A 16,502-nucleotide genomic window follows, 5' to 3' on the forward strand; every position below is an offset into this window, starting at 1 on the left:
ACCAAGCGGCAGAAGATGGGCCACTGGCTCTGAGGGGAGGGGGCGGGGATGTTGCGCAGGCGGCAAGCAGCACGGGTACGGGGGTCCGGGGGGTGGTATGTCATCGTGGCCTCGCGGTACAACGGGCGCCCTCACGGTCGCGGTTCTTAAAATGCGATTGTTGCGGTCGCGGGTCTCGAGAATGGGGCGCATCAATCTTGGGGGGCCGGGCTTTCCCCAAAGCGCGACCGCCCATAAAGGCGGGCTCCGGCTCAGCCAGCGCCCCTCAGCACGCAGGGCAGCCAAAGGGTGACCGTGGCAACGACCACCACGACACCCACTAGGTCTGTGACGAGCCCATGCCGCAACATGGTTCCCAACGAAATCCAACCGGATCCATACACCAGGGCGTTCGGCGGCGTGGACACCGGGAGCATAAAGGCCAGGGAGGCCCCCAAACAAGCCCCGAGCGCGGGGGGCACGGGCCACACGCCTGCGGCCTCCGACACGGCCAGGGCCATGGGCACCACCAGGTTCGCGGTCGCCGTGTTGGACGCGGTCTCCGTGAGCAACACCGCAATCCCGGTGAACAACACGGTCAGGGTGAACGGATCCGGATTCGGCACGGCGGCTGCCAGCTGCTGGCCGATCCATTGGCCCAGGCCGCTCGAGACCACGCTCTCGCCCAGCGCCAGCCCGCCTCCGAACAAAAGAATTGTGCCCCAATCCACCGTGCGGACGTCCTCCCATGAAAGCGTGGATTGTCCCCGGCGGTCTCCTGCGGGCAGGGCAAACAGCAGCAACGCTCCCAGCAAGGCACAGATTTCCTCCGGCAAATGCCGGTGCAACCATCGGGAGGCGGCGGTATCGGGGCCCAGCAAAAGACCGGCCAGTCCGGGCAGCAACCAGAGCGTCACGGTGAGCGCGAACACCGCGAGCACCTGGATTTCCCCTCGCCGCCACGGACCCAATTGGGCGCGGGCGGTTGCCAGCCAGGTGGTCGCATTGCTCCACGCCCCGTTCGGAGCCGGGCAGACCCGGTGGAAATACACAACCAGAAACCCTGCCAGCACCAGGGCGATGGGCAGGCACAGGGCCACCCACTGCAGGAAGGAGATTTCCACCCCGGCCTGCTCGCGCAGAAGGGCCATCCCAATCAGGTTGGGCGGCGACCCGACGGGTGTGGCCATCCCACCGATGGAGGCTCCGAACGCGGTCACCAGCATCAGCGCCTTTGTGTACGGGAGGTCAGCCGGGTCCACGGGTTGGCTCGTCAGGACGCTCTGTCGGCGCGCCATTTCCCGCAGCAGGGCCGCTCCCATGGGAAACATCATGGCCGCCGTGGTCGTGTTGGAGATCCACATGGAAAGCAGCACGCACGTGACGGTATAGGCCGCCAGCAGCCGCGCCGGCCGATCCGCCACGCCGGGGAGGCTCATCAAAGCCAGCGCCAGGCGTCGGCTCAACCCGTGCCGGACCATTGCGGCGGCCAACAGAAAGCTGCCCAAAAACAGAAACAGCACCGGATGACCGAAACTCTGGAACACGGACCGGACCTCGCCCACGCCCAACAAAACACACAAACACGGGCCCAACAGCGCTGTCGCGCCCAGCGGCAACGCCTCGCTCAGCCACAGCACCATGACCAGGCCCAGGATCGCCAGCATGCGATGGGCCGGCTCCGGCAGACCGTCGAACGGCCAGGCCCAGAGCCCGACAAACACCACGGGGGCCAGAATCCATCCTCCTCGCCGGCGATACCGTTCAAAGGTGGGCAATGGGGGCGCTGCAGGCTCCGCCATGGCCGCATCCTCGTGCACGCTTCCGCTTAATCTGCAAATCCCCGGGCTTTGCCAAGTCCGAATCCTGCGCCGGCCGGCCGGTTCTTGAAGCCCTCGTCCCGGCCCGCCGGGGCCGGTCCGGGCTGCGCGCCGGGGCTGCGAAAGCTGTGGCGCAGGGCCGCCTCCGGCGCGACACTTCGACGAGCACGCTCGGAAGTTGGGGTTGCGCGGGGCGGGTTCTTGGCGTTAATGGTTCACGCTATGGGCAAGGCCCTGGTCATCGCAGAGAAGCCCTCCGTGGCGGCGGACATCGCCCGCGCCCTGGGTGGCTGCAAAAAAGTGGGCGACCACTACGAGAACGACCGGTACGTCATCTCGTCAGCGGTCGGCCACCTGTTGGAATTGACACCGCCGGAAGGGGTCGAGCCCGCCCGGGGCAAGTGGAGTTTTCATCACCTGCCGGTGTTGCCGGACCACTTTGATCTGCAGCCCATCGAGAAGAGTGCGGCCCGACTCAAGCATCTGATCCGGCTGATCCAGCGGCCGGACGTGGAGGAGATCATCAACGCCTGCGATGCCGGGCGGGAAGGCGAACTGATCTTCCGCAACATCATTCGCTATTCGGGCACGCGCAAACCGATCCGGCGGCTGTGGCTGCAATCGATGACCCCCGCCGCCATCCGGGAGGGGTTTCAACACCTGCGTTCGGACGAGGAAATGCAGCCGCTGGCCGAGGCTGCCATCAGTCGTGCCGAGGCCGACTGGTTGGTTGGCATCAACGGCACGCGCGCCATGACGGCATTCAATTCCAAGTCCGGCGGCTTCTTCAAGACCACGGTGGGCCGGGTTCAGACCCCCACCCTGGCCATCGTGGTGGAACGCGAAAACCGGATCCGGCGGTTCGTCCCGCGCCCTTACTGGGAGGTGGTGGCCACCTTCACCTGCGCGGCCGGCTCGTACACCGGTCGGTGGTTCGACGAAAAGTTCGTCAAGCCGGAGGGACGGGACGCGGATCCGGACCTCAAACCGGAACGGTTGTGGGAGCTGGCGCGGGCGGAGGATCTTCGCGCCCGTTGTCTGGGCCAGCCCGGCACGGTCACCGAGGAAAGCAAACCCTCCAGCCAGCCGGCCCCGTTGTTGTTCGATCTGACCAGCCTGCAGCGCGAGGCCAACGCGCGGTTCGGTTTCAGCGCCAGTCGGACGCTCCAGCTGGCGCAGGCCCTCTACGAACGACACAAAGTGTTGACCTACCCGCGCACCGATTCGCGAGCGCTGCCCGAGGACTACCTGGAGACCGTCCGCACCACGTTGCAAGCGCTCGCCCAGACCGCCTACGGTCCGTTCGCCTCGGAAATCCTGGAGCAGGGCTGGGTCCGCCCCAACAAGCGGGTCTTCGACAATGCCAAGGTCTCCGATCACTTTGCCATCATCCCCACGCCCCAGCCGCCCAGGAATCTCAACGAGGCGGAGCAAAAGCTCTATGATCTGGTCGCCCGCCGCTTCCTGGCCGTGTTCTACCCGGCGGCCGAATTCCTCGAAACCATCCGCATCACCCGCGTGGCCGGAGAGCCGTTCAAGAGTGTCGGACGTGTGCTGGTGAAGCCGGGCTGGATGGTCGTTTACGGCAAGGAAGCCCCCGGCGCCGAGGAAACCCCCCGGTTGCCGCCGATCCGGCCCGACGAGACCGTTCACACCCGCGAAATCGAAATCAAGGCCGGCCAGACCAAGCCCCCGCCCCGCTTCACGGAGGCCACGCTGCTCACGGCCATGGAGGGGGCGGGGAAACTTGTCGAAGACGACGAGTTGCGCGAGGCCATGCGCGAAAAGGGCCTGGGTACTCCGGCCACCCGCGCGGCCATCATCGAGGGTCTCATCGAAGAAAAGTACCTCGTACGGCAGGGGCGCGAGCTGGTCCCCACTGCCAAGGCCTTCGCGCTGATGGAGCTGCTCAACGGCCTGGGCATCCCCGAGCTCACCAAACCGGAACTGACCGGCGACTGGGAGTACCAACTGCGCCAGGTCCAGCGCCGCCAGAAAACCCGCGAGGAATTCATGCAGGGCATCCGCGAAATGACCCGGCGCATCGTGGAACGCGCCAAACAGTACGAGCTCGACACCATCCCGGGTGATTTCGGCGTGTTGCAGGCGCCCTGCCCCAAATGCGGCGGCGAAATCCATGAAAAGTACAAGGCCTACCAGTGCGTACGGCCCGGCTGCGACTTTGCCATCCCCAAGATCCTCGGGGGCCGAATGTTCGAACTGGACGAGGTGGAAGCCTTGTTGCGCGACAAACAGGTCGGCCCCCTGCAGGGCTTCCGAAGCAAAACCGGCCGTCCGTTCAATGCCATCCTCCGCCTCAGCCCGGCGGGTCGGGTCGAATTCGATTTCGGACAGGCCACCGCCTCCGACGCCGGCGGTGCGGCCGATACGCCGCCTCCCGACTTTTCCCAGCAGCAGCCCCTGGGGCCGTGCCCCCGCTGCGGCGCCCCGGTGTACGAAGCCGGAATGCATTATGTCTGCGCCAAAGCGGTGGGGCCGGACAAAGCCTGTTCCTTCCGCGTCGGCCGCGTCATCCTCCAACAGCCGGTGGAACCCGCCCAGATGCGCAAGATCCTCACCGAAGGGAAAAGCGATTTGCTGCCCGGTTTCATCTCCAATCGCAACCACCGAAAGTTCGAAGCCTACCTGGTTCTCCAAGACGGGGACGTGAAGTTCGAATTCGCCCCTCGCGAACCCGGCGCCCGGACGCGCCGGGTGCGCGCCACCGCCGCCCCCCCGGCCCCGGTGGATCTCTCCGGCCTCACGCCGTTGGGTTCATGTCCCAAATGCAAGGGCCGCGTCTTCGAGACCCCGGAGGATTATCGCTGTGAAAACACCCAGGCCGCCACGCGACCCTGCACCTTTCGCCTGGCCAAAACCATTCTTCAGCAACCGCTGCCGCCCGAGCAGGTCCGCAAGCTCTTGAGCGAGGGCCGCACCGACCGACTCGACCGGTTTGTGTCTCAAAAGACCGGGCGCCCGTTCGCCGCCTTCCTCGTGCTGGGCCCCAAAGGCAAGGTCAAATTCGAATTCCCCGAACGAGAGACCCCCGACACAACTCGGGAGCCAACCACGGCTTGAACGACCCGACCCGCACCGGTCCCCATTCCCATGTGGCCCGATCCCGACTCTTCCGATCGCCCGGCCCGCTCCAATCCCCAGCCCGAGACTCAAGACTCTCCTGCCCCACCCCGGCCTCCGACACCGCCCCCCGGCGGGGCGTCCGACCCGGACGCCGATCTGGAGGCTTTCCTGGAGTACCTGGCCACGGAACGCGGTGCCTCGCCCTACACCTGTCGCAACTACCGCACCGCCCTCGAAGCCTTCCGCCGCTGGTACCGCGAAACGCGACAGATGCTCCCGGCTTGGGCCGGGCTCCACCGCGATGACTTCCGCGCTTTTTTGCGGCATCTGGGCCGCCAGAACCTCGGACGCGCCACCATCCGGCTCTGGTTCAGTGCGCTGCGCAGCTTCTACCGGTTTCTCGTCCGTCGCGGCCGCGCCGCGGCCTCTCCCGTGCACGGTCTCGATTTGCCCAAACTGCCGCGCCGGCTCCCCCGCCATCTGACCGTCCAGCAACTGGTTCAACTGCTCCGCGCCCCTTTCCAGGCCCTGCAAGCCGCGACCACCCGGGCCCAGACCCGCCGGGGCCGTCCGCCCCTGGCCGTGGCGTATTACCGCGATTACGCCATCCTGGAGACGATATATTCCTGCGGCCTGCGTATCAGCGAACTCTGCGGCCTGCGGGTTGGCGACATCCACTGGCAGGAGGCCCTGGTCCGCGTCCGGGGCAAGGGCCGCAAAGAACGCCTCGTCCCCATCGGGGAGCCGGCCCTGGAGGCGATTCAAACCTATTGGAATCTCCTGCCGGAGCCGCCGGCCCCGGATCACCCCGTGTTCCAATCCCACTCGCCCCGCGCAGGGCGGCCTTCGCGTCGGCGGCCTTCCTCCTCCGCCGGCCCCGCCCCGATCACGGCCAACCTGCTGCAGCGCCGCCTGAAAATGTATCTCGTGTGGGCTGGTCTCGACCCCGCCATTACGCCCCATCAACTCCGGCACAGTTACGCCACGCACCTGTTGGAAGCCGGCGCCGATCTCCGCAGCGTGCAGGAACTGCTCGGCCACGCCCACCTGGTCACCACCCAGGTATACACGCATGTCACCACCGACCGCCTCAAACGCGTGTACGACCAGTCCCATCCGCGCGCCTGAACGGCTGACAGAAGGGGGCGTGGGCCGACAGAAACCCCGGATCACGCCAATTCCACATCGGCCGTCGGGTTGGATCGATGAGCCTTGTGGTGCTGAGGGGGTCGAAGCACTCGCAGCAACAGAGCCCGTGCTCTCGAGCCCGCTTGGCCCGCGCCTGACCGGAGCATCTCGAAGCGCGAGCCGCGGGAACAACCACCCGCCGGGCCTTCTGACTTTTCGTGGACAGCTACGGGTCGGGCAGACCCGATCCCAAGTTCCGGGCAGCCACTCGACTCCCTTGGGCCGTTGTCCCTGACGTGCCCACAGTGCGCGACGCTCCGTTTTCCAACTCGACCCCGCCGCGCCGAGTGTACGGCTCGGCCGGGTCCTGCAACCGGGACAACCTCGCCATTCCGACCGCTCCCGGGCATGCCTCCGCAAGCTCCTGCGAGCGGCGCATGGGTGTGTCCCGCCGAATCCCGCCCTCAGGCGGGATGAATGGCGGCGACCCGGTTTCCCGGGGCGTTGCCCCGGGCTGGTGAGTTTTCGCCCCGTTGGGACAATCACTCAGTGCGCTGGCGGCACGCACATTCCCCCGGCAGCGAAGTGGTCCGGTGGCCCGGGGCGCTACCCTGAACCGGCGCGTCCGCACCCTCTCGGGGCAAACCCACGGCACGGCGAAGGCACGGAACCTTTCCGACCCTGGATGGGCTTGTTGGGGGTAGATCTTGCAAGGGCTGTTTGGGAGGATCGAGGCGTGGATCTTTGGTGTGGGACAGGGCTCCCTGGCACCGCAAATCCGCGGTCCCTGCGCTTTCCGGTGTCGAAGACAGCCAAAAATCCGGCGGCATTTGGGAGGTGCTCCGCACCCAAGAGCCGAGGGAAAAGCGCGTTTCCCGGGAATGCTTGCATTCGGCGCCCGGTGAATGCGCCCCTCCGCAAGGCACGCCGGGTTCACGACTCGACGGCGCCGGTGCGAGCGTCTAGTTTTGCCCGCCATGGAAGCAAGCACCGTCGAAAGCCTGCCGGATGCACGAGGGCATTTCGGACCCTACGGAGGTCGGTTCGTGCCCGAAACCCTGATGCATCCGCTCGGAGAACTCGAGGCCGAATATCGAAAGGCCAGCGCAGACCCTGCGTTCCAGGCCGAATTCGAATACTACCTCCGCGAATTCTGCGGCCGGCCCACGCCGCTGTATCTGGCCGAGCGTCTGACTCGCCAACTGGGCGGCGCTCGCATCTACCTCAAACGCGAAGACCTGCTGCACACGGGCGCTCACAAGATCAACAACTGCATCGGCCAGGCCTTGCTGGCCCGGCGGATGGGCAAGCGCCGCGTGATTGCAGAAACCGGCGCCGGACAACACGGCGTGGCCACGGCCACCGTGGCCGCCATGTTCGGCATGGAATGCGTCATTTACATGGGGGCGGTGGACTGCGCCCGACAGGCCCTGAATGTTTACCGGATGAAACTGCTGGGGGCGGAGGTGGTGCCGGTCACCGCCGGCCAGCAGACACTCAAGGAGGCCATCAACGAGGCCATGCGTGACTGGGTGACCAACGTGCGCACCACCCATTACATCCTGGGCACCGTGTATGGCGCGCACCCCTACCCTCTCATGGTCCGAAACTTCCAACGCGTCATCGGAGAGGAAGCCCGTCGCCAAATCCTGGAAAAAGAGGGGCGACTGCCGGATCTGTTGATTGCCTGTGTGGGGGGCGGGTCCAACGCGATGGGTCTGTTCCATGCCTTTTTGGGGGATGCAGAGGTTCAGATGGTCGGCGTGGAAGCCGGCGGCGAGGGGATTCAACCCGGCAAACATGCAGCCCGATTTCAGGGTGGATCGCTGGGCGTCTTACAGGGCACACGCTCGTACCTGCTGCAGGACGAGTGGGGCCAGATTCAGCTCACCCACAGCGTGAGCGCCGGCCTCGATTACGCGGCCGTGGGCCCCGAGCACGCCTGGCTGCGCGACCAGGGCCGGGTGACCTACACCTATGCCACGGACGCAGAGGCGCTGGAGGCCTTCGAACGGCTGGCCCGCACCGAGGGCATCCTGCCCGCCCTCGAGAGCGCCCACGCGGTGGCCGAAGCGATCAAACGCGCCCCGGCCATGCGGCCCGATCAAATCATCATCGTCAATCTCTCGGGACGGGGCGACAAAGACGTCGCCCAGGTGGCCGCGCGGCGCAAGCTCTCCCTGCCGGTGTCACTGGAATCGGTACCATCGCACTGACGCCGCGATGCTTCGCTTTCGCCCTCGGCGGTGGGCCGGGGCCGGGCGCAAACGCTCGCCCGGTGCAAGGGTTTGGGCACTGACCCGGACTTTTGACCCCGTCCAATGCCGGGAGCCGACCCCGGCCTGAGTCGCCCGGGCACAGGGTGGGTCTCGATCGCGCCGGGGCGAACCCTGCCCCGCGAGGAGACAGGAGACGTTTGCCAGGCAGGCCGGTCTCCGCTAGACATACGGTGTCATGTGCCTCGCAGTACCAGGAAAACTGCTCAGCGTGAGCGGGGAGGACCCTCTGGAGCGGACCGGCCGCGTCAGTTTCGGGGGCGTCATCAAGGAGGTCAGCCTCGCTTGTGTGCCCGAGGCCAAACCCGGGGACCACGTCCTGGTCCATGTCGGCATGGCACTGAGCGTGATCGACGAGGCCGAGGCGCGTCAGATCTTCGAGTACCTTCGCCAAATGGATCAACTGGAGGAGGTGGGTCCTCCGGAACGATCCCCGCCATGAAATTCGTGGACGAGTACCGGGACGCCGCGGGCGTGCAGCGTTTGGCGGAAGCGATCCGCCGCGAGGTGACGCGTCCGTGGACAATCATGGAGATCTGCGGCGGCCAAACGCACGCCATCGTGCGATTCGGTCTGGATGAGCTGTTGCCGCCGAAGCTCACGTTGGTTCACGGACCCGGCTGCCCGGTCTGCGTCACGCCCGTGGAACTGATCGACAAGGCGGTGGCCCTGGCCCGGCGGCCGGAGGTCATTTTCTGCTCCTTCGGAGACATGTTACGCGTGCCGGGTTCGAAAGAGGATCTGTTAGCGGTGAAGGCTGCCGGGGGCGACGTTCGCATGGTTTACAGCCCGCTGGACGCCGTGGCGCTGGCGCGGAAGCATCCGGATCGGCAGGTGGTGTTCTTTGCCGTCGGTTTCGAGACCACGGCCCCGGCCAATGCGCTGGCGGTGCTCCAGGCAAAGCGGTATGGCCTGCGGAACTTTTCGCTGCTGGTGTCACATGTCCGGGTCCCGCCGGCCATCGAGGCGTTGTTGAGCTCCCCTGAAAACCGGGTTCAGGGTTTTCTGACCGCCGGCCACGTCTGCACGGTGATGGGCACGGCCGAATACGAACCGTTGGCCGCCCGCCACCGGGTGCCCATGGTGGTGACCGGTTTCGAGCCCCTCGACATTCTTCAGGGCATCCTGCTCTGCGTGCGACAGCTCGAACGAGGCCAGGCCCGCGTCGAAAACGCCTACGCCCGCGCCGTTCGACCCGAGGGCAACCGACCTGCGCAGAAAATCATGCAGGAGGTGTTTCAAGTGGTGGATCGCAACTGGCGCGGCCTGGGTAGGATTCCCGCCAGCGGCCTGGGCCTGCGGCCCGAATTTGCTGCATTCGATGCGGAGCTGCGGTTCGACCTCCCCGTGCAAACCGTGGCCGAATCCGGCGAATGCATCAGCGGCCTGGTCCTGCAGGGTCGAAAAAAGCCGGTCGAGTGCCCCGCATTCGGGACGCGCTGCACCCCGGAGCATCCGTTGGGGGCCACCATGGTCTCCAGCGAGGGCGCATGTGCAGCGTATTACCGTTACCGGCGCCAGCCCGGCGCGGTGCCGGCGTGACGGAGTTCCAAGAGGAACATGCGAAGAGAGCCGCTGGGAAACTGGCCAATGCCCCCAATTGCGTCCCTTCCATGAACGACTCCCCACAAGGCCTGGTTTGTCCAACACCCATCCAGAGGTATGAACATGTGTTGCTGGCCCATGGCGGCGGCGGCCGCTTGATGCACCGCCTGCTGCAGGAGATCTTCCTGCCCGCATTCGACAACCCGGCCCTGGCGGCCCGACACGATGGCGCCTGCCTCGATCTGGGCGGTCAACGCTGGGCCGTCACCACGGATGCCTACGTGGTGCGCCCGCTCTTCTTCCCGGGGGGCGACATCGGCACCCTCGCCGTCAACGGGACGGTGAATGACCTGGCCATGTGTGGCGCACGCCCCGTGGCCCTGGCGGCGGCCTTCGTGTTGGAGGAGGGCCTGCCCGTGGCGACGCTGCAGCGGGTGGTCGAGTCCATGCGCGCTGCGGCTGCCGCCGTGGGCGTTCCCCTGGTCACCGGCGACACCAAGGTGGTGGACCGGGGCAGGGCCGATGGCCTGTACATCACCACCACCGGGATCGGACGCGTCACCGTGGACCGCGAGATCAGCCCGGCTCAGGTTCGACCCGGCGACCGCATTCTCCTCAGCGGGGATATCGGCCGACACGGCATGGCGATCATGGCCACGCGGGAGGGTTTGGCCTTTGAAACCACCCTCACGAGCGATTGTGCGCCCCTGGTGGAGCCCGTGTTCCGACTGCTGGACGGCGGCATTCAGGTTCGTTGTCTGCGGGACTTGACCCGGGGCGGTCTGGCCAGTGCCCTGGTGGAGATCGCCGAAACCACGCGTTTGGATTTGCTTGTGGACGAAGCGGCCGTGCCTGTCAGCGAGGAAGTGCAGGGAGCCTGTGAAATCCTGGGGCTCGACCCGTTGCACGTGGCCAATGAAGGACGGTTCATCGCCATTGTGGCTGCGTCGGATGCCGCGCGGGCCCTCACCCTGCTCCGCGAGGCGGCCCCGGAACTGCCGGCCGCGGTCATCGGAGAGGTGCGCGGCCCCGGCGAGGGTCGGGTCACCCTGCGCAGTCGGATCGGTGCGCCTCGCATCCTCGACATGTTCAGCGGCGAACAATTGCCGCGGATCTGCTGAGCCGCTGCGGCCTGCAGCCCGAACTTCGGGTTCGTGCGCCCTCTGCGGCCGAGGTTGGGAGGGCGAAGCGCGAGTGTGCGTCCCCGGGGAACGGGCCCACCCCCGCCGAGGGGTCTGAAAAGCGCGCCCGCGGCCGTCACGTCTGCCGCCCGTCTCCGCGAGGTGCCGGGCGCTGTGCCGACCTCACGGGCTTCCCTCGGGCGTCCACTGCCGCAGGGCCAGCCACCGCCACAGCCGGCCGGGATGATCCGTGATGATCCCGTGAACGCCGCACCGCCGCAGCGCCTCGTATTGCTCGGGCGTGTTGGCCGTGTAGGCCCACACCCGAAACCCTTGCGCGACGGCAGCTTCCACACCCGCGCGGGTCAGGTGCTTCTGGCTCCAGACCACCAGCCGGGCGCCGGTGCGACGGGCCTCCGCCAACCATTCCGGGCCCAGGCCCTCCGGCCGGTGATCCGGTCGTGTGCCGTCCACCAACCGGGACGGCGGACCCAACGCCGCCACCTGCACTTCGGGCGCCCGCGTATGGAACGCGGCCAAAAACTCCCAGTTGAACGATTGCATCACCACGCGCTCGGCAAAGCCGTGCGCGCGGATCAACGAGGCCAGGGTCTCCGCATCGCCCTCCTTGCACTCCACCAGCACACAACCCCCGGCGGCACGCACGGTCTGGAGGGCTTCCAGCAACGTGGGCAGGCGCGTGCCCGCATAACGCGCATGAAACCAGCGGCCGGCGTCCAGGGCTTGGAGCTCGTTGGCGGTGTGGGCGCGTACGGGAATCCTGGTCCGCCCCCAGCGTTCGACGGCGTCGGTGGTGCGGTCGAGCGTCGCGTCATGGATCACCATCGGCACGCCGTCGCGGGACGGGTGCGTATCCAACTCCACCAGATCGACACCCACGCTCAGGGCCAGCTCGAACGCCGGCAGGGTGTTCTCCGGGGCAAGGCCGGAATACCCCCGGTGGGCGATCACCAGGGTCCGGGGTGCCTGGATCACTTCGGCGACGCGGTTTTGGGCCGGAGTCGGCATTACAAACAGGCTCAGCCAAACCCACACGCCGGCCCCCGTCAACAGTGCGCGTGATTTGTTCATCGCAGTTCCGCCTTCAGCTTCGGACAAAAAGCCGGACCGGAAAAGTCGCGAGAAATCCAGCCGCGGCTTCGATGTTCCGGTGCCTCCACCTCCAGAAACACTCCAGCCGGACGTCCCTTCAAGCAGGAGAAGCTCGAAGCTGCGAGCGAAAGAACTCGATCATCCGCGGCCCGGGTCTGCCGCCGCCGAAGGCCGGGAGGAGGATGCCGCCACACACGGCCCAAACCTGTCGAAGTCGAACTCTGGAACATGGCCGGAGCCGCATGGGGAGGCATCTCCCGCGACGGCGCTCCTCCGGGAGCATCGCACCCGCGCAGCTTTGAGGGCCGGCCGAAACCAGCCGGCAGGAGCGCAGGAACGCAATGTGGGAGCCAGGGGCGTCATGGTCCATGAGACGGGCTTGCCATTCGCGGGCCGGCTTCGGGATGATCCGTGCGGAAGGGACCCTGGCCATGAGGGTTCCACTGTTCCAGCCATGAGAATTACGCTGCACGGTGCTGCGGGCGAGGTCACGGGCTCCGCCTACCTGGTGGAAACGGATCGAGCCCGGCTGTTGGTGGATTTCGGATTGTTTCAGGGTCATGCCCGCACAGAGCGGCGCAATGGGGTCCCCGGAGGCTTGCATCCGGAAACCCTGGACGGCGTTCTGGTCACGCACGCGCACCTCGACCATGTCGGGCGACTGCCCCTGCTGGCGCGTACGGGGTTTCGCGGCCCGATTTACGCGCATCCGGTCACGGCGGAACTGGCGGGGTTGGTGCTGCGGGACGCGGCAAAGGTGCAAGCCCACGACGTGGCGCGACTCAACCGCAAGCGGCAGCGGGCCGGCAAACCCTTGCTGGAGCCCCTTTATGGGGAGGCCGAGGTTCACGAAGTGCTCGGCCGGTTTCAACCCGTGGAGTACGCGGCATGGATCGAGGTTGCGCCCGGGGTGCAGGCCCGGTGGGTGAACGCCGGACACATGCTCGGCTCCGGGAGCATCGAGCTCGCCATCACCGAGTCCGGACGAAGACGACGCGTGGTCTTCTCGGGCGATGTCGGCCCCCCGGGTCTGGCCTTGGTGCCGGACGCCGTGGAGCCCGAACCGGCCGAGGTGGTGTTTCTGGAGTCCACGTACGGAGATCGGGACAACAAGTCCCCCGCCGAAACGTTGGCGGAGTTTCGCGGGATCATTGAGAAAGCCGTGCAGGCCCGGTCCCGCATTTTGGTGCCGGCGTTTGCCGTGGGGCGCACGCAGCAGATTCTGTATCATCTGGACGAGCTGTTTTGCGCCGGGGTGGTGCCCCCTTTTCCCGTGTACCTGGACAGCCCCATGGCCATCGAAGCCACGGAGATCTACGCACGGCACCCGGATTTGTTCGACGAGGAGGCCCGGGCCCTGCAACGCTCCTGTGAAATCGTTCGTTCGCACCGTCACGTCATTCCCACCCCCACGGCCGCCGACTCGATGCGGTTGAACGATGCGCCGGGCCCCTGCCTGATCATGGCCGGCTCCGGCATGTGCACCGCCGGACGCATTCTGCACCACCTCAAACACGGACTCTGGCGGCCGGAGACAGTGGTCATGTTCGTGGGGTATCAGGCCGAAGGTTCGCTGGGCCGCCAATTGGTGGACGGTGCTCGCCGTGTGCGCATTCTCGGCGAGGAAATCGTGGTGCGCGCCCAGATTCACACCCTGAACGGGTTCAGTGCCCATGCCGGGCAATCGGCCCTGCTGCGCTGGCTGGAGCCGTTGGCAAGAACGCGGCCCCGGGTGGTGCTCACGCACGGCGAACCCCGGGCTCGGAATCCGCTGGCTGCCCTCATTCAGGAACGGTTCGGGTTGACCGTTCACCTGCCCGGGCCGGGTCAGCAGCTCGAGTTTTGACGGAACCCGGAGCTCCCGAGGGTGCAGGGATCGGGGAACCGAGGGTTTGCTTCCGCGGGCTGGGGCGTCGGGGTAACGACCCGCGGAGAGTCTGCCGAAAAGCCGTGAACGTTCGATGGATTGGGACCCCGCCGGCACGGCCCTCGGCTTCCGGCAGAGGGCCTCGTCGCGGCCGTGCTGGCGGGTTGCGCGGTGCCGGCGGCCGGCGGCAAACCTGCAAGACCGGGGAGCCACCTTCGCGGGCGTCATGGGCTCTGACGTGCCAAGAGGCCGGCTGCCGTGCGCTTTCCGGATCCACCTCACGGAGGGCGCTTGCGCCCTGCAAACAGCTTCGGGCTCCCGCGGCAAGCGGGCGGTAAATCCCCTTCACCAAGGCCGGCTCCGTACCCGGGCCCAAAGACTTTTCCCGGTGCGCCGGCCCTGTTTCCCGGGCCAAGCGGGTGCCACGACCCCGGTTGCCGCCAGCGGCATCGCGACTCCCCAGCCCGTGCGGATTGCCCGGTTGGGCCCGGCCATTTCCCCTGCGACACGGTTCCATGAAGGTGCGGCCAGGGCTCATGCGGTCGGCCTGCAACCCTCCGCCACGGTCCGCGCAAGCCGGGCGCCGACTTGCTTGGCGGGGCGCCATGAAAACGGGAACCTCGGAGAATCTTGGCATTGTCAGAACATGGGAGATTCTCATTTCTTGGATGCGCAATGGAAATCGCCCTGGTGCTGTGCCTCACAGGGGTGGCCATCTGGTTGTTTGCCGCCGAAAAGTTCCGGGCGGACCTGGTGGCCTTGATGTTGATGGCCGCCCTGATCGTCGTTGGGCTGCTCCTGGACTTTCTGGGCTGGGGCCGGGACGGTCGCTGGATCCGTCCGGCCGATGGCGTGTCCGGGTTCAGCAATCCGGCGGTGTTGACCGTGGCTGCCATGTTTGTGTTGAGCGCGGGCCTGCAGCGCACCGGAGCCATCGGCTTTGCAGCGCGGTGGTTGGAACGACTGGCTCGATACCCGTGGCTGCTGACGCTGGCCACGATGGTGTTGGCAGGGGTCATCTCGGCCTTCATCAACAACACGGCGGTCGTGGCCATGTTTTTGCCGGCCGTGCTCGGGGCCTGTGCCAGGGGCGGCCTGGCGCCGTCCCGGTTGTTGATTCCGCTGTCGTTTGCCACGCAGATGGGGGGCGTCTGCACGCTGGTGGGGACTTCCACGAATCTGTTGGTCAGCGCCCTGTCGGAGCGGTCGGGCCTGGGCTCGTTGGGGTTGTTCGAATTCACCCCGCTGGGGGCCGTGCTGCTGGGGATTGGCACGGTGTATCTGCTGGTGGTGAGCCGTTGGCTTCTGCCGGACCGCGGCAGTGGGCAACGGGTGGAAAGTTACCAGTTGGGGCCTTATCTGGCCGAACTGCAGGTCCGTAACGACTCGCGCCTGGTGGGACGTACCCTTGCGGACACCCCGTTGGGTCGGGGCGATACAGTCACGGTGTTGGAGGTGATCCGGGGCGAACGTCACTTGTTTGCCCCCCTGTCGGAGAAGCTGCAGCCCGGAGACATTCTCCTGGTTCGGGCCGGCCCGCGCGAGCTGATGGAAACCCAGGCCACTTGGGGCCTCGAACCGGTGCGGCGGTTGGAGGTCACCGACGCCGTCCTCGAGGGCGAACATTTGAAACTGGCCGAGGTCTTGATTCCCCCGGGATCTGCATGGGAGGGCCGCGCTCTCGGCGAGCTGGACTTCATGCACCGTTACGGAGCATTGGTGCTGGCCGTGCGTGCCCGGCGCCGCACCGTCCGGGAGGGCCTCCAGCAGGTGCGCCTGGGCGTGGGCGATGCCCTGTTGGTCCTGGGACCGGAAGAGGCGCTGAACCGGCTCCGCGGCGACAGGAACCTGTTGGTCCTGCAGCCGGTGGATGAACCGGCCTTGCGCAGACGCAAAATGCCCCTGGCCGTGGGCATCGTGGCCGGTGTGGTGTTGCTGGCCGGACTCAACCTCTTACCGGTCATGGTGGCCGCCATCATCGGCGGGATTGCGCTGGTGGCATGCCGGTGCATCTCCTTGGACGAGGCTTACGCGGCGATCGACTGGCGGGTCATCATGCTGCTGGCCGGGACCTGGCCCCTGGGGTTGGCCCTGGAAAAAAGCGGAGCGGCCGCCGGGATTGCGCAGGCAGCACTGTGGCTGGCAGGCGAGGCCAATCCGTGGCTGGCCCTGGCCATCCTGTACGGTCTGACCGCCCTGTTGACCGAATTCCTGAGCAACAACGCCACCGCAGTCCTGCTCACGCCCATCGCCATCTCCACCGCCGTTTCCCTGGGAGTCGATCCCAAGCCGTTCATCATGGCCGTATGCTTCGCCGCTTCGACCAGCTTCACCACGCCTCTGGGCTATCAGACCAACACCATGGTCTATCACCCCGGCGGCTATCGCTACACGGATTTCGTCCGGGTGGGACTGCCCCTCAACCTGATTTTTTGGGCGGTCTCGGTGGCGCTGATTCCCCGCTTCTGGCCGTTTTAACGCGGCACTGAAAAACGGTTTTCTTCGGAACGATCTCCTTTCGACCGTGACCCCATGCGCGGGCGCTTTTTGCAAAGATGGCCCGTCTTTA

At 66.6% G+C, this 16,502-nt stretch carries 10 protein-coding genes; 8 read left to right on the forward strand and 2 right to left on the reverse strand.

Annotated features, from left to right (window positions below; all coding sequences use genetic code 11):
- Positions 1-251: 251 nt before the first annotated feature.
- Positions 252-1,781 carry an SLC13 family permease gene (locus tag ACPDIT_RS10240; RefSeq protein ID WP_423443170.1) on the reverse strand — a complete coding sequence of 510 codons (1,530 nt, stop codon included), beginning with the start codon at positions 1,779-1,781 and terminating at the stop codon, positions 252-254.
- A 240-nt stretch (positions 1,782-2,021) separates the two neighbouring features.
- Here ACPDIT_RS10240 and ACPDIT_RS10245 point away from each other — a divergent pair, with 240 nt between their 5' ends.
- The 6 genes from ACPDIT_RS10245 to hypE all read left to right on the forward strand — a co-directional run bounded on the left by ACPDIT_RS10245 (position 2,022) and on the right by hypE (position 10,953).
- On the forward strand, positions 2,022-4,880 hold the full coding sequence (locus ACPDIT_RS10245) for a DNA topoisomerase III (protein ID WP_423443172.1): 2,859 nt from the start codon (positions 2,022-2,024) through the stop codon (positions 4,878-4,880).
- 30 nt (positions 4,881-4,910) lie between these two features.
- Positions 4,911-6,011 (forward strand): tyrosine recombinase XerC, encoded by a 1,101-nt coding sequence (locus ACPDIT_RS10250; RefSeq protein ID WP_423443174.1) that lies wholly within the window; start codon positions 4,911-4,913, stop codon positions 6,009-6,011.
- 977 nt (positions 6,012-6,988) lie between these two features.
- A complete protein-coding gene (gene trpB, locus ACPDIT_RS10255) occupies positions 6,989-8,227 on the forward strand; it encodes a tryptophan synthase subunit beta (protein WP_423443176.1) in 1,239 nt (412 codons plus the stop codon).
- Positions 8,228-8,465: 238 nt separating this feature from the next.
- On the forward strand, positions 8,466-8,729 hold the full coding sequence (locus tag ACPDIT_RS10260; protein WP_423443178.1) for a HypC/HybG/HupF family hydrogenase formation chaperone: 264 nt from the start codon (positions 8,466-8,468) through the stop codon (positions 8,727-8,729).
- Positions 8,726-9,829, forward strand: a complete 1,104-nt coding sequence (hypD, locus tag ACPDIT_RS10265) for a hydrogenase formation protein HypD (protein ID WP_423443180.1) — start codon at positions 8,726-8,728, stop codon at positions 9,827-9,829. Before ACPDIT_RS10260 ends, hypD begins: the two co-directional genes overlap by 4 nt.
- A gap of 71 nt (positions 9,830-9,900) precedes the next feature.
- A complete protein-coding gene (hypE, locus tag ACPDIT_RS10270) occupies positions 9,901-10,953 on the forward strand; it encodes a hydrogenase expression/formation protein HypE (RefSeq protein WP_423443181.1) in 1,053 nt (350 codons plus the stop codon).
- 183 nt (positions 10,954-11,136) lie between these two features.
- Here the strand turns inward: hypE and ACPDIT_RS10275 are convergent, their stop codons facing one another.
- On the reverse strand, positions 11,137-12,045 hold the full coding sequence (locus ACPDIT_RS10275) for a glycerophosphodiester phosphodiesterase (RefSeq protein ID WP_423443183.1): 909 nt from the start codon (positions 12,043-12,045) through the stop codon (positions 11,137-11,139).
- Between the two features lie 475 nt (positions 12,046-12,520).
- On the opposite strand from ACPDIT_RS10275, the gene ACPDIT_RS10280 reads away from it, so the two are divergent.
- Both ACPDIT_RS10280 and ACPDIT_RS10285 read left to right on the forward strand, forming a co-directional pair.
- A complete protein-coding gene (locus ACPDIT_RS10280; protein ID WP_423443185.1) occupies positions 12,521-13,912 on the forward strand; it encodes an MBL fold metallo-hydrolase RNA specificity domain-containing protein in 1,392 nt (463 codons plus the stop codon).
- 696 nt (positions 13,913-14,608) lie between these two features.
- On the forward strand, positions 14,609-16,411 hold the full coding sequence (locus ACPDIT_RS10285; RefSeq protein ID WP_423443186.1) for an SLC13 family permease: 1,803 nt from the start codon (positions 14,609-14,611) through the stop codon (positions 16,409-16,411).
- The last annotated feature ends 91 nt before the right edge of the window (positions 16,412-16,502 follow it).

The organism is Limisphaera sp. VF-2, assembly GCF_049537125.1.
In the GTDB taxonomy this organism is placed as follows: Bacteria; Verrucomicrobiota; Verrucomicrobiia; order Limisphaerales; family Limisphaeraceae; genus Limisphaera.